Origin of the sequence: Microbulbifer sp. CNSA002, from assembly GCF_047324085.1 — a bacterium.
In the GTDB taxonomy this organism is placed as follows: Bacteria; Pseudomonadota; Gammaproteobacteria; order Pseudomonadales; family Cellvibrionaceae; genus Microbulbifer.
Genome location: NZ_CP172449.1, coordinates 919372 through 939062, shown reverse-complemented (window position 1 = coordinate 939062; position 19691 = coordinate 919372). Strand labels below are relative to the sequence as shown.

Annotated in this window: 19 protein-coding genes and 1 tRNA gene; 9 read left to right on the top strand and 11 right to left on the bottom strand. The window is 50.4% G+C overall.

Translation table 11 applies throughout. The features are described from left to right. Nucleotides 1-128: 128 nt before the first annotated feature. Together ACG1BZ_RS04135 and gltX are read right to left on the bottom strand one after the other, a co-directional pair. Nucleotides 129-204, bottom strand: a tRNA-Ala gene (locus tag ACG1BZ_RS04135). A 161-nt stretch (nucleotides 205-365) separates the two neighbouring features. Continuing rightward, a complete protein-coding gene (gltX, locus tag ACG1BZ_RS04130; protein WP_413664497.1) occupies nucleotides 366-1841 on the bottom strand; it encodes a glutamate--tRNA ligase in 1476 nt (491 codons plus the stop codon). Between the two features lie 276 nt (nucleotides 1842-2117). On the opposite strand from gltX, the gene ACG1BZ_RS04125 reads away from it, so the two are divergent. Genes ACG1BZ_RS04125 through ACG1BZ_RS04115 form a run of 3 tightly spaced genes read left to right on the top strand, consistent with a single transcriptional unit; the run spans nucleotide 2118 to nucleotide 6131 of the window. Then, nucleotides 2118-2645, top strand: coding sequence for a hypothetical protein (locus ACG1BZ_RS04125; protein ID WP_413664496.1), 528 nt, complete (start codon nucleotides 2118-2120; stop codon nucleotides 2643-2645). Between the two features lie 38 nt (nucleotides 2646-2683). Further along, on the top strand, nucleotides 2684-5197 hold the full coding sequence (locus tag ACG1BZ_RS04120) for a TcfC E-set like domain-containing protein (RefSeq protein WP_413664495.1): 2514 nt from the start codon (nucleotides 2684-2686) through the stop codon (nucleotides 5195-5197). Beyond that, entirely contained in the window at nucleotides 5184-6131 is a 948-nt protein-coding gene (locus ACG1BZ_RS04115; RefSeq protein ID WP_413664494.1) for a hypothetical protein, read from the top strand. Before ACG1BZ_RS04120 ends, ACG1BZ_RS04115 begins: the two co-directional genes overlap by 14 nt. 61 nt (nucleotides 6132-6192) lie before the next feature. Here the strand turns inward: ACG1BZ_RS04115 and ACG1BZ_RS04110 are convergent, their stop codons facing one another. Further along, the gene (locus ACG1BZ_RS04110; RefSeq protein WP_413664493.1) at nucleotides 6193-6876 is read right to left on the bottom strand and encodes a molecular chaperone; all 684 of its coding nucleotides are present in this window, start codon (nucleotides 6874-6876) and stop codon (nucleotides 6193-6195) included. 460 nt (nucleotides 6877-7336) lie between these two features. Between ACG1BZ_RS04110 and ACG1BZ_RS04105 the strand changes: the two genes are divergently transcribed. Both ACG1BZ_RS04105 and ACG1BZ_RS04100 read left to right on the top strand, forming a co-directional pair. Continuing rightward, nucleotides 7337-8029: a glycerophosphodiester phosphodiesterase family protein gene (locus tag ACG1BZ_RS04105; RefSeq protein ID WP_413664492.1), complete on the top strand. Its 693-nt coding sequence runs from the start codon at nucleotides 7337-7339 to the stop codon at nucleotides 8027-8029. Then, complete coding sequence (locus ACG1BZ_RS04100; RefSeq protein WP_413664491.1) at nucleotides 8013-9221, top strand: glycerol-3-phosphate dehydrogenase/oxidase; 1209 nt, start codon at nucleotides 8013-8015, stop codon at nucleotides 9219-9221. The genes ACG1BZ_RS04105 and ACG1BZ_RS04100 overlap by 17 nt, the downstream gene beginning before the upstream one ends. A 345-nt stretch (nucleotides 9222-9566) precedes the next feature. On the opposite strand, the gene ACG1BZ_RS04095 is transcribed toward ACG1BZ_RS04100, so the two are convergent. Beyond that, a complete protein-coding gene (locus ACG1BZ_RS04095; RefSeq protein WP_413664490.1) occupies nucleotides 9567-10190 on the bottom strand; it encodes an isochorismatase family protein in 624 nt (207 codons plus the stop codon). A gap of 16 nt (nucleotides 10191-10206) precedes the next feature. Continuing rightward, nucleotides 10207-10899, bottom strand: a complete 693-nt coding sequence (locus ACG1BZ_RS04090) for a pirin family protein (protein ID WP_413664489.1) — start codon at nucleotides 10897-10899, stop codon at nucleotides 10207-10209. Nucleotides 10900-11010: 111 nt separating this feature from the next. Here ACG1BZ_RS04090 and ACG1BZ_RS04085 point away from each other — a divergent pair, with 111 nt between their 5' ends. From ACG1BZ_RS04085 to ACG1BZ_RS04070, 4 genes are all read left to right on the top strand, one after another. Next, complete coding sequence (locus tag ACG1BZ_RS04085; RefSeq protein ID WP_413664488.1) at nucleotides 11011-11181, top strand: LysR family transcriptional regulator; 171 nt, start codon at nucleotides 11011-11013, stop codon at nucleotides 11179-11181. Nucleotides 11182-12025: 844 nt separating this feature from the next. Next, nucleotides 12026-13003, top strand: a complete 978-nt coding sequence (gene dusA, locus ACG1BZ_RS04080) for a tRNA dihydrouridine(20/20a) synthase DusA (RefSeq protein ID WP_413664487.1) — start codon at nucleotides 12026-12028, stop codon at nucleotides 13001-13003. Between the two features lie 44 nt (nucleotides 13004-13047). Continuing rightward, nucleotides 13048-14043: a transaldolase gene (gene tal / locus ACG1BZ_RS04075; protein WP_413664486.1), complete on the top strand. Its 996-nt coding sequence runs from the start codon at nucleotides 13048-13050 to the stop codon at nucleotides 14041-14043. Continuing rightward, the gene (locus ACG1BZ_RS04070; protein ID WP_413664485.1) at nucleotides 14024-14482 is read left to right on the top strand and encodes a TerB family tellurite resistance protein; all 459 of its coding nucleotides are present in this window, start codon (nucleotides 14024-14026) and stop codon (nucleotides 14480-14482) included. The genes tal and ACG1BZ_RS04070 overlap by 20 nt, the downstream gene beginning before the upstream one ends. 43 nt (nucleotides 14483-14525) lie before the next feature. On the opposite strand, the gene ACG1BZ_RS04065 is transcribed toward ACG1BZ_RS04070, so the two are convergent. The 6 genes from ACG1BZ_RS04065 to ACG1BZ_RS04040 all read right to left on the bottom strand — a co-directional run bounded on the left by ACG1BZ_RS04065 (nucleotide 14526) and on the right by ACG1BZ_RS04040 (nucleotide 19496). After that, nucleotides 14526-15044, bottom strand: a complete 519-nt coding sequence (locus ACG1BZ_RS04065; protein WP_282934161.1) for an STAS domain-containing protein — start codon at nucleotides 15042-15044, stop codon at nucleotides 14526-14528. A 220-nt stretch (nucleotides 15045-15264) separates the two neighbouring features. Further along, a complete protein-coding gene (locus ACG1BZ_RS04060; RefSeq protein WP_413664484.1) occupies nucleotides 15265-16443 on the bottom strand; it encodes a PP2C family protein-serine/threonine phosphatase in 1179 nt (392 codons plus the stop codon). Nucleotides 16444-16481: 38 nt separating this feature from the next. Further along, nucleotides 16482-17384 (bottom strand): VacJ family lipoprotein, encoded by a 903-nt coding sequence (locus ACG1BZ_RS04055; RefSeq protein ID WP_413664483.1) that lies wholly within the window; start codon nucleotides 17382-17384, stop codon nucleotides 16482-16484. 127 nt (nucleotides 17385-17511) lie between these two features. Then, nucleotides 17512-18282: a DUF2063 domain-containing protein gene (locus ACG1BZ_RS04050; protein ID WP_413664482.1), complete on the bottom strand. Its 771-nt coding sequence runs from the start codon at nucleotides 18280-18282 to the stop codon at nucleotides 17512-17514. Then, a complete protein-coding gene (locus ACG1BZ_RS04045) occupies nucleotides 18263-19060 on the bottom strand; it encodes a DUF692 domain-containing protein (RefSeq protein ID WP_413665843.1) in 798 nt (265 codons plus the stop codon). The genes ACG1BZ_RS04050 and ACG1BZ_RS04045 overlap by 20 nt, the downstream gene beginning before the upstream one ends. 136 nt (nucleotides 19061-19196) lie before the next feature. After that, nucleotides 19197-19496, bottom strand: a complete 300-nt coding sequence (locus tag ACG1BZ_RS04040) for a hypothetical protein (protein WP_108731896.1) — start codon at nucleotides 19494-19496, stop codon at nucleotides 19197-19199. Nucleotides 19497-19691 lie beyond the last annotated feature (195 nt).

Sequence of the window (19691 nt, the reverse complement as noted above, 5' to 3'; positions counted from 1 at the left end):
AATTCAGGCGAAAAAAAAGGGCCGATAAGGCCCTTTTTCAATACCCGTAAATTTGTGTACGGGTTTATGTGCAGTTTGTAGAAGTCAATTTCTCTTCTTCTGCAACCCCTTGATAGACAAGGGAAATTTGGTGGAGCTAAGCGGGATCGAACCGCTGACCTCAACACTGCCAGTGTTGCGCTCTCCCAGCTGAGCTATAGCCCCAAATTTTGTTACCTGACGTTTCCGTCGAAAGCGGGGCGCATTTTAGCAAGGTTTAGGCGCCTGTCAACAGAAAAAATAACTTTTTAATCAATTAGTTAGCTGCTGACACCACAGGCCCCCAGAGGCTGCTGCTTCCGGGGGGTCACCAACGCGGATAAGCCTTACTTGAGTCCAGCGTACTCTTTTTCCCAGCGCTTCAGCACCTTCTTCCCGGCACCGCCCAATACGTCGATCGCCTGGCGCAGGCGGGCGCGGCTGAGGTCGGGGCCCAGGAGCACCATGGCTTCCATCACGGAGAAGGACGCAGTGGTGCCGCTGATGGCGACAAACAGTGGAGCGTTAAAGTCTTTTAGCTTGATTTCCATGGCCGTGGACAGCGCCTTCACCGCCTGGAAGATACTGTCCTTGTCCCAAGCGCGAAGGGCTTCCAAACGCCACAGGGCAAACTGGAGTAGCTTCTTCTGGTCATCCAGGGGCAGCTTGTTACCGCTGAAGCTGTCTTCGGTCAGGGGCAGTTTGCCAGAGGCGAGGAAGCTAACCAGCGGGGCAAAGTCACCGAAGGTTTCCATGCGCTCTTTCGCCTGGGGCAGAACCTTGAGCAGGTTGTCGCGGTTAAACATCCACTCGGTCAGGCGATCGGCGAGTTGCTCATTTTTCAGCTCGCGAATCCAAAGGCCGTTCAACCAGGACAGCTTCTCTACATCAAATACCGGGCCACCCAGGGAAACACGCTTAATATCGAAGTGCTCTAGCATCTCTTCGAGAGAAAACTTCTCGCGCTCATCCGGCATGGACCAACCCATGCGGCCGAGGTAGTTAAGCAGTGCTTCGGGCATAAAGCCGGCGCGCTGGTAATACAGGATAGAAGTGGGGTTCTTGCGCTTGGAAAGCTTGGTCTTGTCCGGGTTGCGCAACAGCGGCAGGTGGCAGAGCACCGGCATTTCCCAACCGAAGTATTCGTACAGCAGTTTGTGCTTAGGTGCGGAGTTGATCCACTCCTCACCGCGAAGAACATGGGTGATCTCCATCAGGTGATCATCCACCACATTCGCCAAGTGGTAAGTGGGCATACCATCGGACTTGAGCAGAATTTGTGCGTCTACCTGGGCCCAGTCGATTTCAATAGTACCGCGCAGCAGATCTTCCACCACACAGGTGCCGCTCTCAGGCACATTCATACGCACTACATAAGGTGCTCCAGCAGCGCGACGCTTTTCAACTTCCTCTTCCGGCAGAGCCAGGTCACTGGGCTTCAGTGAAGTGCGGCCCGCTTCGCGCAAACCTTCACGGAGTTGTTCCAGTTCTTCTGCAGTTCGGTAGCAGTGGAAGGCGTGCCCTTTTTGTACCAGCTCATCGCAGTAGGTTTTGTAGATATCGCCGCGCTCACTCTGGCGATAGGGGCCGTGAGGGCCGCCGACATCCGGTCCTTCCTGCCAATCCAGTCCGAGCCAACGCAGGCTGTCGAGAATGGCTTTCTCCGATTCCGGGGTACTGCGCTGCTGGTCGGTGTCTTCAATACGCAATACAAACTGGCCGCCTTGAGCGCGGGCAAAACACTGGTTGAAGAGGGCAATATAGGCTGTACCAACGTGGGGATCACCGGTTGGAGACGGTGCGATTCGGGTTCTTACGGTCATGATAAACCTGATTGATAAATGGAGGACTCGTTAAACCGCAGGATTATAGCGCTGGCCAGCCTCTTGGCACAGGCGGGGTTTTCTCCTCAATAAGAATATTTACGCGCCATAACTTCATTATTGTGAGCTAATGACGTGACATACATCACGAAAAAAGTATTATTGCCGCCATAAAGAAGGAATGGCTTGACTAACGTATTACCCCAAATTTTGCAGGGGTTTCCGCGAGCAGCTTCTCCCTAAGAACGATAAATTAATCGCTCAGGATGGCATACCATGCAAAAAAATGTAGTTCGCACACTGTTTTCTGCTATTGCAGCAGGTACCCTTTTCAGCATTTCTGCCGCTTCAATGGCCGCTACTGATAGTGCAAGCAGTGATATCACCCTCTCTTTCACACCCACTATTGAGATCACTCGTGTAGACAACCTCACGATTACCGATCCCACTTTGGGTACCGATGCCGTAGGCACCGAAGATTTCTGTGTGGGCGGCCTCGGGTTCTCCACCTACAGCATTACTTTCGACAGTAATGACGGTGAGAATGACACGGAATTTACCCTGACCGACGGCACCAACAACGTGCCCTACAGTGTTGGTTTTGATAACAGCACCTCCGGTACTTTTACTACTGTTATCGAGGGCGATGCGCTGACAGGCCAAACCCGGAATATCGCTTCCTGCGGCTCCAGCGATAACGCGCGCTTCCAAATCACTGTGGCCAACAGCGCTTGGGAAACTGCAACTGTGCTAAATGGCACCACCTATACCGATACCCTGCTGATCACTGTCGCCTCCGAGTAACAGTAAAGAGTGGCTGGCCCTGCCAGCCATAGCTCAATATGGCAGGACGTCATCTGGGGCGCCTTGCACTGGCTTTGTGTCTGGTGCAAGCCTCCTGCCCCGATACCCTTGCAGCGACTGCAGCGACTTTCCTACTGGAAACCTCTGCTCCTGAAGGGTTTGATGATCTCACCGAACCCCAGCAACTCGTGGTGGATCTCTACTACGGCGGCCGGGAAATTGGTGCTGCGCAAGTCACAATAGATCCGCGCTTTGTTCGCTTTGACTCCCCGTCTGAGGTACTCGAACTGTTGCCCGAAGTTCGCGATACCGAGCGGATTCTCTCCATCCTCGAACGACCGCAAATAAGAAACAGTCACCATGTATGCCGCTCAAACCGGCAGATTGGCTGTGGCTACTTAATGCCATCGGAGTTTGCCGTTATTTACGATGAGCAGCTCTACCGGCTGGATCTTTTTTTCTCACAAGAGCTGTTGCCGCAACAAGCGGCAATCAATGATCCCTATTTGCCGGAAGCGAGTTCTGACTTCTCTGTCGTACAAAACCTGAGCGGTTCCTGGAGTGGGGTTGAAAGTGATTGGGGCCCGGACAGCTATAGCGCTGCATTAAATGGCAACACCATAGTGAGCTTTGGTGAAAGCGCTCTGCATTCACAATGGTCAGTGGCCTCAGAGCAGGACAGCCGGATCCATAATCTATATTGGAGTCGCGATTTTCAGGGGCAAGCCTATTCGGCCGGCCTTTTACAACCCCAAGGGGGCTTTGGCTATTTCCGGCCTCAGGAAGCGATCTATGGCGTAGAGCTACGCACTTCCCAGCGCACCCGAACTGATATCAGTTATCAACAGGGAGCGCCGGTTGAAATTAATATGCCGGTGCGCGGTAGAGTCGAGGTATATCGGGATGAACGACTTATCCACACCGAACTACTGGAGGCCGGCAACCGTCTGTTAAATACCTCTACCCTACCCCACGGCGCCTACGATATTGAGGTGCGCACCTACGATGAAGCGGGGCGGGTATTGAGCCGGCATATCGAATTCTTTGCCAAGGATTCGCTACTGCCGGCCCCCGGCGAGTGGTTTTGGAGCTTGCAGGCAGGTTTGCCCACCCGCAGTTTTTGGGACGACACTCTGCCGGACCACTACGACGATGGAATTATTACTACCTCTGTCGCACGCCGTTTAACGACCGGATTGGGTCTTTTTGTTTCTGGCGCCGCAGCCGAGGAGCAGCAATTGTTGGAAGTCGGCGGTCGCTGGATTGGCGAAGGCGTTGAAGTCTCCCCAAGCTTGGTGACATCCGGTGATGGACGCAGCGGATACCGATTGCAGGCATTAGTTAAAATGCCCTACGGGACTTTTAGTGCAGTAAAAACCGAGCTGGATGCCAATACAACACCGTTCAACAACGATAAATATACATTACTGCCGGGCAGCTATTCCCAAACAAGTATGAGTCTGCGCACAGCAGTATTGGGCGGACAGCTATCCCTAAGATTCAGCGAGCGGGACCAAAACCAACTCCCCGGCAGCATCGACAGCGGCGATTCACTGAGCAGTGCCCAGAAGTTAAAAACCCTGGAGTTCCGCCACCCCATTTTTAAGAGCACCCATTGGCTCGGCAACGCCACTCTGTCCCACAGTGATGCAGACGGCGAGCAGTACACCAGTCTGGAGTTCCAGTTCCGAATGCGCTCCAAGCACTGGCAACACACCGCTAATCTCTATAGCGACAACAGTGAACAAAGCACTAGCAGCGAGCGATTTGCACTACAAAGCCGCTGGTACGACCGGGATTTATGGGCGGCTGAATTTGAGCAGCAGCTTTCTGTGGAAGCATCCCCAGAAGCCAATTACCTGGAGGCCCGTACGCATTTAGCGGGACATCACGGATACTTGAATACTGCAGTTGGTCTTTATGATGATGATGAAGGCCGTGCGATCAACTACCTCGGAGGATTCAGCACCAACCTGATTGCCACAAAAAATTCCCTCAATTGGGGCGGTGAGCAAAATCTCCAGAGCGCGGTTATCGTAAATATCGAAGGCAGTGAAGATAAAGATTTTGAAGTTTTGGTTAATGGCAGCCGCCGTGGATACGCCAAAGGCGGCACAACGTCAGTGATTAATTTACCGGCTTATCGCAGTTACAACCTTTCCCTCCGGCCCCTGGAAGAGGGCTTTTTCGATTACCGGGAAACCTCCGAAACGATTACCCTGTATCCGGGCAATGTGGGCGCCAGCAGTTACCAGATACTGCCACAAATCCTGGTACTGGGCCGATTGACCAGCCTTGGCCAGGGGCTGGCAAATACAGAAATAATCATTGGCGAACACTCAGCGCAAACTGACCAATATGGTGTTTTCCAAATGGAATTCCACGGTGAACATAGCACCATCCTAAATACAGAAGTTCGCTGGGGAAATTGTAAAGCCTCAATCGAAGCCGCTTCATCGGGCGATAGCTGGCTCAACCTGGGAACCATAGAAGAGTCAGAGGCCAACTGCCAGACTGGGCAAATAGCAGAGGTAAGCCGTGTCCGTAATTAAGAAGCTGCACAAACTTGGCCTGGCCTCTGCGCTGTTGATTCCGCTATTTAATATACCAGTACAAGCCCAGGTAAATTGCTCCAGCAATAACGATTTGCGAGTTTGTGGCCTGGAAGATTCACACACTATTGATTACGAATCAGAACCTAAAGAAATTCAGTTCACTACCCGAAGTCTGCTGGGAAGCTGGACCCTGCGCTACGATGTAGAAGTGAGCCCGCTCAGTGGATCTACTTTCGCACTATTTGCGGACAGTGGTGAACAGCTGGATATTGATATTTCATTTCGAGCCAATAACGGCACCACGGAAACACTCAGTCCAGGAACTCAGTCCGCTACTTTTGCCGGCACCAGCGACGATGCAGATACTTATTTAGTGATCGAGCTGGACAGCAGCCAAATACCCTCTTCCAGCCGCTACTCCGCCAGCTTTGAGATGACACTGAATAATTATTTTATTATTTGGACTGCCGGCACCGAAACAGTTCAGTTTGACATTGTGCTGGACGTAGAGCCAAACATCGCCATTCGCAATCTGGGTGATATTGACCTCAGCAACAGTGGCACCCTGTTTGGACAGGCCATTGAGGGCAGTGAGGACTTTTGTGTTGGCGGTATAGGATTTAGCGGTTACACAGTAAACCTGTCCAGCGCCAATGGCAGCACCGGGGGATCAGGCAGCAGTGCCTATGAATTGGGGGGAAACAGTGAACAAATCCCCTACAGCGTAGCCTTCTCAGACAATCTGGCTGCAACTTCAGGCATTTCCCCAGATAGCCTGGGAGATATCTCCGGCAGCTTTAGCCGAACTTCGGATGAAAACTGCCTTTCTGATAATGCGCGAATTTATATTTCTATTGCGCCCTCAGACTGGGAAAACGCGGACGAACCTCTCTACACCGATGTACTCACAGTAACGGTGAGCAGCCAGTGAGCTAAATACAAAATAATCCTTTAATCCGCCCAGCCTGCTATAGGCAAGCAACCAATTCTAATTAGCCACTAAGAGGAAAACGAACCCGCTCACTCTGTTGCCCTCGCAGTAAAACTTCCAGCTCACCGCCAACGGGTTTACCCGTTACTTCGATACTGGTGCCAGCGTATAACCGACCGGTGGCCTCAAGTTTTTCACACTTCTCTTCAGTCACACAATGACGTACTTCCACGACTTCTACATTAATATTGCCACTATTCGTGAGTCGGTAATTATCCCCTTCAGCCACTAAATCAATTTTATAAGCTCCGCCTTTTGGCTGCACAAATACCAATGCCTGATAAGCTACAAGGATTTTTAGTGCCGTTCTGTCACTCTTGATATCACCTACAACAGGTTTAAAAGTCACCCGGTAGACTTTTTCCTCTTCAAGATCTCTATCTAAGGCCATTAAGCGAAAGCGCTTTCTCTCTCCGGGAGCCAGGACAGCTCTTGCGGGGCTGACAAGGAGTTTAAATTCATCAGGATTTATCACCCTGACTCGGCTCTCATTATCATGGCCGGGGTTATCCACACGGAATATTTCAGTTTGGATATATAGCGTCTCATTATCTGGATTGCTGACGAGAACATCATCCCGGGCGCTGGGAGTATCTTCCAGGTAAAGGACAATTTTATCCACAGACATAGCTGCCATTACTGGCTGGACGACAAAGAGTAGCAGTGAAAGCAGTACTTTTTTCATAAAGAGCGGGTAGTTTTAGAACTTCTTATAGTAAGCGCAATATCGGGCTGTTTTATCCACAAGTCAAATCGGAACCTAATGAGCCTCCCTTAAATCAACATCACCAGCCCCGCTAGTAAATAAAAGGCAATACTGATTTGCCCTACACCGCCTGAAAAGTAAAACACTGCCAACGTAATAGATCATCCTGACGGGACATACCGCTAGCTAACTCAGTGGCGCGCTATCCATATGGGCAGTATGCAATCGATTCAGCATCATCACTATGTAAAAACCCCAGCCCTCCATTGATAGCCCTCTGGTCCCATATTTCCTCCCCGTGAACCTTGCAACAGCGGTGGCACCGTCTATTTTTCCTGTATGACCCGGCTCCAGCCAGGGTCCGGTTCATCTCTGGGCAAAGGCCAAATTACGCCCAATTCCAGACGACAATAACACCCGCTTTTCGGACCAGATTCACATGTTAATTGCTCATCGCGGCGACAAGACCCGCCAACCAGAGAATACGATTGCCGCTTTCGAGGCGGCCCATAATCTGGGGGCCTGCGCTATTCAGTGCGATATCCGCTTCAGCGCCGACGGCACCCCCTGGTGCTTCCACGAGGATAGCCTGCACATCCCCGGCAATGACCAGTCCCAGGTCTTCCACTCCCTTAGGGACTCACAGTTACACCACCAGTCGATCAATCGCTTTATCGAGCTGGTAGACTGGGCCAGCTGCCATCGCCACCTGGATTGGTTTATCGGTATCTCACCTGCCAATATCGCCGCCACTGGATTTGTCACCGCCGTTAAAAAGTTAATGGAGCTGATGCGCAGTGAGAATGAGTCATTCGCTCTACTCACCGCAGACTGCCGCAGCCTCAGAGCCGCCCGCAATATGGGCTGGCATCGGGTTGCCCTTGAGATCAATAGTGTCTCCCGGTGCCTATCTGCCGACATTGTTACTTTGGCGCCAGAATATCTACTAATTCGCGACAGCCAGGTTGAATGTGACGAATTGCCCCCAGGCCCCTGGCAATGGGTTGTTTATGAAATCAACTCGACAGAAGAGGCAGTACTCTGGCGCAAGCGCGGTGCTCACCATATTCTCACCGGCAACTTGCCGCTGCTGATGCGCTCCCGGGAAGCGAGTGATGTCTACGGATTTTGATGTCCTGGTAGTCGGCGCAGGTATACAGGGAGCCGGAGCCGCTGAGGTCCTGGCCACAAATCACTATTCCGTAGTGATACTTGAACAGCTGGGTATCGCCGCCGCCACTTCCTCTCGCTCCTCCAAACTCATTCACGGCGGCTTGCGTTACCTGGAGAGCGGCCAGTTCCGTTTGGTCTACGAGTGCCTGCGGGAGAGAAAGTGGCTACTGGACAACAAGCCTGAACTCGTGAGAATGGTCCCTTTTTATATCCCTATCTACCAGCACAGCAAAAGACCGGCCTGGCTGGTCCGCTTGGGGTTGAGCCTCTACAGCCTGTTGTCGGGAATAAACAACAGCGATTCCCGCTTTCGAAAAGTCCCTAAATCCCAATGGGACAGCTTGCCGGGTCTGAATCGGGAGGGCCTGAAGGCCGTATTTCGCTACTACGATGCACAAACCGACGATGCCGCTTTAACCCGTGACGTTGTGGCTTCGGCAGTCGCTCAAGGCGCTCAAATAATTTGCCCTGGCAGTTTGGTAGGCGCAGAAGTCACCCGCGACCATGTCCGGGTTGATTATGTAGCAAACGGCAAGCTCAACACCCTGCGCACCCGTGCACTGGTCAATTGCAGTGGCCCCTGGGTAGCCAATACCAATGCTCGCTGTACGCCCCCAGTAGATATTCCACCTATCGACCTGGTTGCAGGCACCCATATCTTGTTGCCTCTATCACTGGGCGACAAAATCTACTACGTCGAAGCTGATGACGGACGCGCAATTTTTGTAATGCCCTGGCAAGACAAAACCCTGGTAGGGACCACAGAGCGGCCCTATTTCGGCGATCCTCGCGACGTAACACCGACTCTCGAGGAAGAGAGCTATCTCTTACAGGCCGTACAGAAATATTTTGCGCAAGCCCGAGGGCTGAACGGCGAGGACATTTGTGAGAGCTACGCGGGGCTGCGAGTACTCCCTGAAATGGAGAAGAGCCCCTTCGCGCGATCCCGGGAGTCCATTATTTGCTGCGATGACGATAAGAAGCCACGGATGTTGGCCGTAGCAGGCGGCAAATTGACCAGCTACCGCGCTACTGCCCGCAAGATACTGAAAAAACTGGAGCCCACCCTCCAGGCTGGTCGATCGATTGCCACAAAAAATACCCCGACCAAAACAGAAGATAGTTCCTCCGAAAGAGAGCGAAATATTTAAATACATTTTGAATGTGCAGTTTAATTTTTCGACTTCAAGTCACTTGAATACCAACCCCAAATAATCATCTGATAAATAATTTATCTCTTCACCTTTTTACCGTAAATGTGCCCAACCAAATAGAAAGCGAACGGTATAATCAAATAGCTAATAATCGGTACTATAATCGCCACAGCAGCAATTACTTGTAACAATTTATGATCTGGCAAAATTAGGGCTAAGCTGTCGGGAATAAAATAAACCAAAGGAATCAAGGATAAAAATGTAATTAATGTAGCAAAATGCTTATTGTGATGAACCATAGATATACTCCCGCCCTCCCGTAAAAATGAGAGGGGCTTTGAATTACTTTTGGTTTGCTGCAGTAAGGTAGCTGTTATATACCCATCGATAGGTCGTGTGTTGAGCTAATATGCCCCCAAGCTCCGTGCCGTGATCACTTCGCCAATCATCCATCATCTCAGCCAACACGGATGACCAGGTAGCAACTTTAACGCCCGCCTGCGTCATACGATGCATAGCAGCTTGTGTCACTGTACTATTCCAAGTACCAGAAGCATCCACTACGGCATATACATCATACCCTTCGGCTACAGCAGAGATAGCGGGAAACATCAAGCAGACATCCGTAACAATGCCAGCCATAATTATTTTTTTACGCCCGGTTGACTCAATAGCTCGCTTAAACTCCGGACTTTTCCACGCGTTTATCTCACCTTCACGCTCAATTATTTCACTGCCCAAGATGTTTGTTATCTCTGGCATAATAGGACCATTAGGGCCTTCAGGCATACTCGCGGTAACAACAGTGGGTAAACCTACTGCTTTCGCAAGATTTGCCAATCCCTTTATGTTCTCCGTCATCAGATGCGGATCCAGATCCCGACAACTCACCAATAGTCCCGTTTGATGATCAATTAATGCCAACACAGAATTGTCTTTAGTTAAGGTCTCTGAAAACTTATTCACGGTGCTACCTACCTATTTAATGCTTTAACTTTCTAATAACAATTGCACTTGTATTAACATCTGCAATTAACTTACCGCTATAACTCCTAATTAAATCTCCATCCTTCACGTTTTCTTTTTGCCCGGCTTCAGAAAAGACTCCCCAGCCTTTAGTTAGGTAAACCAGAATTTCGCCATTAAATGAAATTTGCTCAGCTGCATTTAAATTGGCGATCTCGATAATCGTACTGTTATCAAAGGTCACTGTTTGATCATCGCGGCCCCCATAAACCCGGGTGACCTTATTTTGGCTGGGCATGTAATACTTGTAGCCTGCGGCTTGACCAGAGACAGTTGGTAAGACCCATAACTGGATCATTCGATTTTTTTTGCTATCCGGGTTCACCTCGTTGTGTGTAAACCCCTGGCCTCCAGCTCGCTGGACTTGCACCCCTCCTTTATCTAAACCTTTGCCATGCTCTAAAGAGCCCTCATGTTGTATTCGTCCATCCACCATGACCGAGATCACATCTATCTCACGGTGAGGATGCATGCCTGTTTCGCCTTTCGGATTGAAGCGGGCATCGGCCAGATAAACAAAATTATCGAGCCCTTCAGAGGTATGTGGATGTTTGTGCGGACCGAACACCTGGCTATCCGTGACCAACCTGTGCTCGGTAAGCCCAGCAAAACCGCCAAGTGGTAGTGAGTCACGTTTGAGGATTTTCATGATATGCCTCCAAAATATGTAAGCGATGGAGGTATCTTAGGTACAACTTATTGTTTTATATATACCAAAATCAGAATATAACTATCTCATTTTCAACAACAATAGATTTCTATGAGCCAAGATCTCAAAGAGATGATGGTGCTTTTAGCCGTGATGGAAGCAGGTAGCTTTATCCAAGCCGCAAATCGCCTGGCTATACCAAAAGCCAACCTAAGTAAGAAAGTCGCCCACCTGGAGGGTCAGCTATCAGTCAGGCTCTCAAAGTTTAAAGGAGATGGGTAGGAAGTATTTAAATCACTGTCTGCGTATTGAAGAAGAGATGATACTGGCCGAAGGGGAAGTGTCTGAAATCCTGCAGGTTCATTACCGACCCAGCTCACCTTAAAATATGAAACTCCTACGAAAATTAAAGGTTAGGAGAATCATCGAAAGTTATTTAATTAGCGCCCTGGTAAGATCCTCCCCATAATTTCGCAGTATGAAATAATAAGTGCTCGAGAAAATATAAGTCTAAGTTTTTCGGATGACTTCTAAATTATTAATCGAGGCACTGTTGCCAACCTATTGCAAAGTTAGAGCATGGAAAGAAAGGTCATTTATGCACCACATCCATAAAATATGATCAAGATTACTTAAATCTTTGCGTTTATTGGGGCTCTAGCTGAGATATTTAAACAAAGAAAACTATGTAATATCTGGCCGCAAGAATAGCGGACGAAAAAATGTTATTTCTAAGCAATTAAACTTCTGTCTTTCCACTACGGAAAGCTAAGTTAAAAAGAAGCTGCTATTTAATAACGCCATACAGAGTCCATGCTCTCAATGAACTGCTGGCAAGATAATACTCTGACCTTATCCCAGTTACTCACCACTTAGGCGAGCCTAGTAGCGCTAAGTATTCACCAAAAGAGGCCCCGGTTCTGGAACTACACAACCAGCCCAGCAAGCATACGTTGCCCAGCGGGACAGCTGTCAGCCCCATGCAACCGGTACAACTGTTGGGCACAATAAATGCTCAAGAGGTCAAAATACCCTCATCCAGATACATTTCCACATGGGGTCTACGTTTTACATCCCATATAATGGCGGGCTACTCTGTTTTTATTAGTCTGTTACACCGTAGTTTATGTCCGATTTTAGCCCCCATCGCTTTTGTACCGCTCCGCTGCTTGATTGGAGCGACCGCCATTGCCGCTATATGTGGCGCCTATTGAGCAAGCATGCACGCCTGTATTCGGAAATGGTGACCACCGGGGCAATACTGCATGGTGACCAACAGCGACATTTGCAATTTGATGCAGCTGAACAACCTGTCGCCCTGCAGTTGGGGGGCAGTGACCCTCAAGAACTGGCTGAATGCGCCCTTATCGCCGAGGAATGGGGCTATAGCGAAATCAACCTTAACTGTGGCTGCCCCAGTGACCGAGTCCAGTCCGGGCGTTTTGGTGCCTGCCTTATGGCGGAACCGGATGTGGTAGCCGCAGGACTCACTGCCATGCGAGAAGCGGTATCTATTCCGGTTACCGTCAAGCACCGTATCGGCATCGACGATATGGAAGACTATCCAGGCCTGACCCGCTTCGTAGAGGCCCAGGCCAATGCCGGTGTGGATACCTTTATCGTCCATGCGCGCAAAGCGTGGCTAAAGGGACTAAGCCCCAAGGAAAACCGTGAAATTCCTCCGCTCAATTACGACATGGTTTACCAGTTGAAGAAGGATTACCCCCAGCTACAAATTGTTATTAATGGGGGGATCAATTCAATTGAGGAATGCCAGCAACATTTAAGCCACTTGGATGGTGTTATGCTGGGGCGCGCGGCTTACCAAACCCCGACAATCCTGGCCCAGGTGGACAGCCAATTATTTGGCGGTGAAACAGGCCCGGATGCCATTCAGGTGGTAGAGCAGATGCTGCCCTATATCGAGCAGGAAATGCAGCGCGGACAGCGCTTGAATCATATCACCCGACATATGCTCGGGTTATTCCAGGGGCTTCCTGGTGCTCGGCGCTTCCGCCGCCATTTGAGCGAAAATGCCCACAAGCCGGGGGCGGGTCCCGAGGTGCTTGAACAGGCACTGGCCCAGGTCACCCAAGCCGCTTAGACCGCTTTCAATATGTAGACCAGTGAATAATTAAGGGAGGAACCATGAACAAGTTGGAGCAACTCAAACAGCGCAGCCAGGTTGTAGCAGATACCGGAGACATTGAAGCGATTCGCCGATATTGTCCTCAAGATGCAACAACCAATCCCTCCCTACTGTTTAAGGCCGCCCAGCTCCCTCAGTACGACAACCATATCGCCGAGGCGCTCGAGTGGGCTGAGAGCCACCAGGGTGGCTCGAACGCGGAAAATATTGCACGCCTGGCCGCCATCAAACTGGCTGTCAGCATTGGCACGGAAATCTTGCAGTTGGTGCCCGGGGTGGTATCCACCGAGGTCGATGCTCGTCTCTCCTTTGATACCCGCGCTACTATTGACTACGCACGCCACCTGATCACCCTGTACGAACGCGCAGGTATTGCCAAAGAGCGGGTATTGATCAAGATCGCATCGACCTGGGAAGGCATTGCTGCCGCATCAGTACTGGAGCGCGAGGGAATCCACTGCAACCTGACCTTGTTGTTCAGTCAATCCCAGGCGATTGCCTGTGCCGAAGCCGGGGTAACTCTGATCTCCCCCTTCGTCGGTCGAATCCTCGATTGGCATATCGCCAACAGCGGCCGCGAGTCATTCCCTGCGGAAGAGGACCCGGGCGTAATCTCGGTGCGCAATATCTATGAGTACTACAAGTCCCGAGACTACAAAACCATTGTGATGGGCGCCAGCTTCCGCAATACCGGGGAGATCGAGGCCCTGGCTGGTTGCGATCGACTGACAATCAGCCCTCAGCTATTACAAGCCCTGGAGGACAGTGAGGCACCTCTCGCTGCTGGCCTGCCACCGGTATCCGCAACCAAATCCCGGCCGACACAGGATCTGGCTGAAGCCGAATTCCGCTTTCAATTGAATAGCGATGCCATGGCCACTGAAAAGCTTGCCGATGGCATCCGGAACTTCGTGAAGGATCAGGAACGTTTAGAGCTATTGTTACAGAACCGAGTAAAGGGACAGCAGGAAATTCATGCTGCAACAAATCCGTAAACTGTTTGAGCAGATAGGAAATAGCGTTGATGTTGAAGCACGTGATGAAAAAGACGTGCGGATGATCAGCGCTGCGCTGTTAGTCGAGGTCGCCACTGTCGATCAAAAGCTCGATGAGTGTGAGCGTGAAACGCTCACACAACTCCTATGCCAACACTACTCTCTCGACCAGACTAGTGCCACAGAAATAGTCAGTGAAGCTATTAGCCAACGGGACAGAGCCACATCCCTGTTCGAGTTCACCCAGGCGGTGAATGAACAGTTCAGCGAGAGAGATAAATACCTGCTGATTTTGCAGATGTGGCAGGTAGCTTTTTCAGATGATGTTATCGAGGCTTTCGAGGAGCACCTGATTCGCAGGGTGGCAGAGCTAATTTATTTGCCACACGGACTCTTCACCAAGGCACGCGCCGAAGCGAGGGATATGAAGCGTTGCTAAGAAAGGGAGATTTCCAGAACTGGGGATTAGGAGAGAATAAGCGCTAGTGATAATGCGCCGAAGATTTGGCAACCGGGGAGCATTCTCGCTCCAGGGTATGTACCAAGTCGCGAAAAGTCTCGGCGTTTTGCTCGTTCATGCTCATCAATACCCGGTGAGCTTCCAGCACCTTTTCCCGCGCAGCACACTCGTCGGGGCTATTACATACCAAAGGCGTGGTGGGTACACTCATATCGTGGACCGTATCGCTGATTTCAACCAACGAATCAAAGCCCATAGCGTCCAATAGATGGCGGATACCTTTACCCGCAGAGAATACCAGCGGCTTATCACAGCCCCGCTCCAAAGCGCGAATAGCAATCTTCGCCATCAGGCCGAGGGTCGTACTATCAACACCTTCTGCACCACCGAGATCAAATGCCACTCCGGCAAAATCACCCCGTGCAAACATGTTGTCGATAAAGCTATCAAATGAGGTACAAAGGTTGAGACGAACATCACCTACTAACTTGATGACGTAGATGCCCTGGTGGGCCCCAACCATAATTTGCCCGGACTGCATAACAACCCCTGGCTCACCCGAATACACCTTTTGATAGAAGTGCAGGCGGATGGCAAAAGTTCACTGGTAGAGAACACAATAGCATTTGACGTTTTTGGCGCCTAGTGCAATTTTGTGCATAAAGTGGGCGGAGCTTACTCCTGACTATGCAGACTGACAAGTGCGATAAAGCACAAAATTCGACTTCATAGTCGAAGACTATCGATAGAAGTTTTAGGCATTACTGACGGCCTAAAGTGAGAATCGTAATATCGTCCGGAAGGGCACCAAAAGTATCCATTTTTAGAGACTGACAGAGCCTGTCGAGTTCTCCCCCACTCTCTGAAATAGCCTGCAAAAGCTGGGCCTCTTTATCGAGCAGATCGCCCTGTAATAATTCAAGTACACCGTCGGAACAAGCGACCAGGCGCCAAGCGGGCGGCAGCTCAGCACGCATCACTTGCCAATCACCCCGTTCAAATATACCCAGGGGGCGCCCTTTTCCCGGCAACCAGTCTGCACCTGCCTCACTTACCAGGGCCGGCATAGGTATTTGCCCGGCGACGGCATAGTGCAACTGCCGGGCACTACTATCCACAACCCCGACAAACATACTGGCGTGCTTGCCCAATTTTGTGGATAACAACTCGCCATTGACCAGATTAAGGACATCCAACAAGTCATCACTGAGGGAATCCAGCTGGGCAAATAAGGGGCGCTCTCGCAAGCGATGCATAATACTGTGCTTAATCAGGGCAGTAACCAGCGCAGAAGAGACACCATGGCCCGACACATCGACCAGGTAAAAGGCTACAAAGCGCTCACCGAACAAGCCGTAATCAACAAAATCACCGCTCAGATACAGGGAGGGAACCAGCCGGTAGGATGCTTCCACGCCACTGGGGTAGTGATAGGGGGTACGGGGAAGTAAATGCTGTTGCAGTAAACGGCCAGCTTCCTGGTCCCTGCGCAGCAGCTCAACATGATCCCGCAGTTCACTGTTGCGACGCTCCAAGGTCACTTTATATTCGCGATTCTGCTTCGCCAGGTTTTCTTCACCGCTGATACGGCAGATCATACGATCAATAGCCGCTGCTTCTTCCAGGGGTTTAACCAAGTAGTCTTTGGCTCCAAGGCGCATCGCTTGGAGTACATCATCGGCAGCACTATCTGAGGCAATAATTACTGCGGCCACTTCTGGGGCTATGCGCTTTATCCGCCGCAACACTTCCAGCCCACTCATATCCGGCAAATAGCGATCAATCAATACGATATGGAAAGCACCGGGGCTGAACTGGCCGATGCCATCTTCCCCGTTGTTGGCAACACTTACCTGGAAGCCAAAACGCGAAAGCGCCCCTCGCAAAAAATTGCGGGAGCGCTCATCGTCGGTAAGCACCAGGCTACTGGGGCCGGCCATATAAAGGCTCTAAAAAGTTATCTGCCCTAGGTGACAAATCAGTAGTCGGAAGCCTCTTCCACTTCACCCTGATCAATTGCCTCTGCGGCCTCTTCTTCGGTTTGAACATCCATTTCACCATCGACAATCAAATAGTCGCGGCGCTGCAGGTAAGCATCCCGCAAGAGTACATAGCGATCACCATGCAACAGGGACTCCGCTTGCAGCAGGCTGGCACGGCTCTGAATGATATCTGTACCCTTCAATGCATATTTGGTCGCGTCGTCATTTACATAGGTCAAGGGGTTGGTGTAGTAATCCACTACTCTGGCAGGAGTATCCCGTACAGTGGATGGACCCAGTAGCGGCAAAACCAGGTAGGGGCCAGAAGGCACACCCCAAACAGCCAAAGTCTGGCCAAAGTCCTCGCCATCACCCTGCTCGAGACCCATATGCTGGGCAACATCCAGAATACCGACAATACCTACCGTGGAATTCACCAGGAAACGACCGGCGTCATTGCCCGCTTGGCCCCATTTACCCTGCAGAACATCATTAAAAGTATTGGTAACTTCGCGCAGATTGTCGAAAAAGTTGCTGACACCGTGCTGCACGAAAATCGGGGTAATTTGGCGATAGCTGACAGCGGCGGGCTTCAACACATAGCGATCTGCACCATCGTTGAAGGAGAATATGGCCCGATTAAAACCTTCCCAGGGGTCGCGAAGTGATAAATCTTCGCCCTCAGCACCACCAAATTCATCGGCAGGATCAAAGCCGTACTCATCCTCGAGAGACAGGCCCCCGTCATCGGCACTGGCATCCTCTGCTCCGCTGGTATCTACCGCAGCCGGGTTTTGAGCTGCACCACCAAACGGATCTTGTTGCGCTAGCGCCCCTACTGGAGTAACAGCTATCAGAGTTGCCATTAACCAGGGCGATAAAGTTTTGCTTCCAAGCACAACCCTGCTCCTCTTATATCAAACTAGTGAGACCAAGGATTCTAACGCCCTAATAATTCGTAAGCTACCCTCGGCAGCATAGCAGCTGGGATTTGCCAAAGATAAAGGAGTTTCAGGCAATCACAGGCTAAGCCTTTAAACCGGCAATAACCCCTTTATTCAGTAGTTTTTCTAATAAATCGGCACCAAAATCAAATAAGGAGTCACGACTAATATTGGGTAATTCCTGAGCCATCTGTTCCAATATTTGTAAGCCGGTGTAATCGCCCGCAGAGACCAACTGTAACAATCTGGCGGTGACGGCATTGATCTCCATAAAATTCACTTTGTCGGAACGATCCCGGTAAACGAAAAGGAACGTCGGTACCTCCGGCGGCTCTTGGGGCTGAAAATCCGGCCCCAAGCGATGCACTGGGTAGCGGTAACTGAGGCTCCAGACGAGAGGGGAAACTACAGGAACTTGCTGTAAAACGTCCCCCTCTATCGCCAGCCCTTTCGGTAATTCCACATCACTGACATCTAAAGCCAACTCTACCCACTCGTAGTGGGCAAGTTCCAACAAAAAGGGGGGATCTTGTGGTTGTTCTCCCCGTTCATTCTGTAAATATGAGAGAAACTCTTCACTGATCTGCAAAAAATACGGGCTAACGGATGTGTGTTTGTGGACAAAATCACGCACCATTTGATGCCAGTTTTCGTCGCTATAAAGACTGCGCAATACCGGGAATCCACTGGCAACAAAGGATTCAATATTGTTGTAAATCAAATCTCGATAAATAGCGACACGCCGGTCCTCAATTTCTGCCGGCGGCGCAACTTGATCCGGTGCGCGCAAATGGGCAGCAAAGTCCCGCTGCACACTTTTGAATGTCTCGCGCTTATCGACGACTGAGGACATAATTCTCTTCCACCTGGTGACTGGCCTGAATGGTTTTAATATGTCCTACTTCTTCGAGTAATTTGGGAATCGGCGGAATATTAAAATCCCGCTCAAGTAGCGTCGGCATCACACCGTGAATATCGTAGGCGCGGTCGAGTAGTTCCCACACAGGATCAATAACCGGTGCACCATGGGTATCCACCTTTAAATCCTCTGCCTCATCATAGTGCCCGGCAATATGTACGTAGCGAATTCTTTCAGTAGGTAGTGCAGATAGAAAGTCCAGCGCATCGTAGCGGTGGTTAATCGAGTTTACATAAATATTGTTCACGTCCAGAAGCAAATCACAATCGGCCTCTTCCAGCACCGCATTTAAAAAAGCCAGTTCAGTCATCTCCTGGCCCGGCGCCGCATAGTAGGAGACATTCTCCATTGCAATCCGTTCTTCCAGTGCGTCCTGAACCATACGGATTCGCTCGGCAACATACATCACCGCTTCTTGCGTAAAGGGAATGGGCAATAAATCGTACAGATGGCCGTGATCTGAGCAATAACTCAAGTGCTCACTGTAACCGCGAATATTGTGTTGCTTGATAAATTTTTTAATGGCTGCAACCAATTCCATATCCAATGGTTCTGGTGCACCAATCGAGAGAGATAAACCGTGAAGTAAAAAGGGAAAACGCTCTGTATATTCCTTGAACCAGCGCCCATAGCGACCGCCAACACCAATCCAATTCTCAGGTGCTACCTCCAGAAAATCTACGGCATCTGTATCAAGGTTTTCACCCATCATTGAGCGGCGCAATCCAAACCCAGCGCCTTCTACGGAAAACTCGCGCAACACTTTCAGGTCTCACTTTTTTCAGCGATCAATAAAAAACAGGGTGGATCGCTAAAGCGTATCCACCCTCTTTAAGTACAGCGAAAAATTACCCGCCACACTTACCTTCGCCGCACTTACCTTCTTTTTTCTTACCTTCGCCGCACTTACCTTCGCCGCACTTGCCTTCTTTTTTCTTACCTTCGCCGCACTTGCCTTCGCCGCACTTACCCTCTTTCTTTTTATCATCACCATCGTGATCAGCCAGCGCCACGTTGTAGCCTGAGCTCAGGTCTGCTGCGGCAAAGGGGTTAGCATTGCTGTTGGCAGCAGATACATTCATAGCGGCAGTGGCGATAAACGCTGCGCCAACTGCGGCGGCTACAGGGGAAAGGTGCTTCTTGTTCATAGTGAATCTCCTAACTAGGTGTCCTTAGCAATAAAAAGTACAAGAGACTTTTTTCCACTCCGCAGAAGTATAATGCTGCGAAACAAAAATCAGTCATTGAATAGAACCCGCCACAAAATAACCGGTATCAAGGGGTCATTCTGGGCTCCAGGCCTGCTTTCAGTACTTCTGTCGGGCTCTCCATCAAATTCTTAC

What these genes read in the sequence shown, in the direction of transcription:
- ACG1BZ_RS04105 (WP_413664492.1), top strand. Translation starts at nt 7,337, where the DNA reads ATGTTAATTGCTCATCGCGGCGACAAGACCCGCCAACCAGAGAATACG.
- ACG1BZ_RS04090 (WP_413664489.1), bottom strand. Translation starts at nt 10,899, where the DNA reads ATGAAAATCCTCAAACGTGACTCACTACCACTTGGCGGTTTTGCTGGG.
- ACG1BZ_RS04065 (WP_282934161.1), bottom strand. Translation starts at nt 15,044, where the DNA reads ATGCAGTCCGGGCAAATTATGGTTGGGGCCCACCAGGGCATCTACGTC.
- ACG1BZ_RS04045 (WP_413665843.1), bottom strand. Translation starts at nt 19,060, where the DNA reads ATGATGGGTGAAAACCTTGATACAGATGCCGTAGATTTTCTGGAGGTA.
- gltX (WP_413664497.1), bottom strand. Translation starts at nt 1,841, where the DNA reads ATGACCGTAAGAACCCGAATCGCACCGTCTCCAACCGGTGATCCCCAC.
- ACG1BZ_RS04070 (WP_413664485.1), top strand. Translation starts at nt 14,024, where the DNA reads ATGCTGCAACAAATCCGTAAACTGTTTGAGCAGATAGGAAATAGCGTT.
- ACG1BZ_RS04100 (WP_413664491.1), top strand. Translation starts at nt 8,013, where the DNA reads ATGTCTACGGATTTTGATGTCCTGGTAGTCGGCGCAGGTATACAGGGA.
- ACG1BZ_RS04060 (WP_413664484.1), bottom strand. Translation starts at nt 16,443, where the DNA reads ATGGCCGGCCCCAGTAGCCTGGTGCTTACCGACGATGAGCGCTCCCGC.
- ACG1BZ_RS04110 (WP_413664493.1), bottom strand. Translation starts at nt 6,876, where the DNA reads ATGAAAAAAGTACTGCTTTCACTGCTACTCTTTGTCGTCCAGCCAGTA.
- ACG1BZ_RS04040 (WP_108731896.1), bottom strand. Translation starts at nt 19,496, where the DNA reads ATGAACAAGAAGCACCTTTCCCCTGTAGCCGCCGCAGTTGGCGCAGCG.
- ACG1BZ_RS04125 (WP_413664496.1), top strand. Translation starts at nt 2,118, where the DNA reads ATGCAAAAAAATGTAGTTCGCACACTGTTTTCTGCTATTGCAGCAGGT.
- ACG1BZ_RS04050 (WP_413664482.1), bottom strand. Translation starts at nt 18,282, where the DNA reads ATGTCCTCAGTCGTCGATAAGCGCGAGACATTCAAAAGTGTGCAGCGG.
- ACG1BZ_RS04120 (WP_413664495.1), top strand. Translation starts at nt 2,684, where the DNA reads ATGGCAGGACGTCATCTGGGGCGCCTTGCACTGGCTTTGTGTCTGGTG.
- tal (WP_413664486.1), top strand. Translation starts at nt 13,048, where the DNA reads ATGAACAAGTTGGAGCAACTCAAACAGCGCAGCCAGGTTGTAGCAGAT.
- dusA (WP_413664487.1), top strand. Translation starts at nt 12,026, where the DNA reads ATGTCCGATTTTAGCCCCCATCGCTTTTGTACCGCTCCGCTGCTTGAT.
- ACG1BZ_RS04085 (WP_413664488.1), top strand. Translation starts at nt 11,011, where the DNA reads ATGAGCCAAGATCTCAAAGAGATGATGGTGCTTTTAGCCGTGATGGAA.